The organism is Bacillus aerolatus, from assembly GCF_009183655.1.
In the GTDB taxonomy this organism is placed as follows: Bacteria; Bacillota; Bacilli; order Bacillales; family Domibacillaceae; genus Pseudobacillus; species Pseudobacillus aerolatus.
The window spans coordinates 1-827 of the sequence record NZ_WEIO01000028.1 but is presented as its reverse complement, the minus strand read 5'-3'; the positions used below and the strand labels follow the sequence as shown (position 1 = coordinate 827).

At 37.4% G+C, this 827-nt stretch carries 1 protein-coding gene; it reads right to left on the bottom strand.

What is annotated here, in order from left to right:
- The coding region (locus F9802_RS19415; protein WP_152154739.1) for a VOC family protein at nucleotides 1-827 on the bottom strand (827 nt) is incomplete at its 3' end.

Sequence of the window (827 nt, the reverse complement as noted above, 5' to 3'; positions counted from 1 at the left end):
TCTGTTGCAAACTCAAATAAAATTTGTGGCGCAACTCTTGCGTACAAAGACTCAAAAAAGTGACGATCTACATACCCAGATGTTTGGAAGCCGAAACTTTCCATACGTTTAATCCACTCTTCTAAAACAGAACGGTCTTCCACTCGGAATGCCGTATGGTGAACCGTACCAAAACCTTGTCGGGCTTCAGGAAGAACGGCATTATGTTCTACAACTACTTGTGCACCATTTCCTCCTTCACCAACTTCAAATAAGTGTAATGATCCGGACTTTTCTATTTCTTTAAATAATAGAACTTTTTCCAACATTTCTTTAAAGTAATCAAAGTTCGCAATACGAATAAAAATTGGTCCTAAACCAGTAATGGCATATTCTAGTGGGATCGGCCCTTTTTGCCAAGGGGTACCTGAAGCAACCCCTTTATTGAATTCATCAGAAATCAATTGATATTGTTGATCATCGAAATCAACGAAAGAAAGAGTCTTTTTACCAAAGAGTTCTTTGATTCCAGTATGTTTAACTTCTAGACGATCAAAACGTTTTACCCAATAATCTAATGCTTCATCACTTGGTACACGGAAAGATGTTTTTGAAATCTCGTTTGTACCGTGTACGCCTTTCGGAATGCCAGGGAAGTCGAAGAAAGTCATGTCTGTACCCGGGCTGCCTTTGTCATCTGCAAAAAATAAATGATACGTTTGAATATCATCTTGATTAACGGTTTTCTTTACTAAACGCATACCTAATACATAAGTGAAAAATTCATAGTTCTTTTCTGCACTACTTGTAATAGCTGTTACGTGGTGTATTCCTTTTAATTCGTTCAT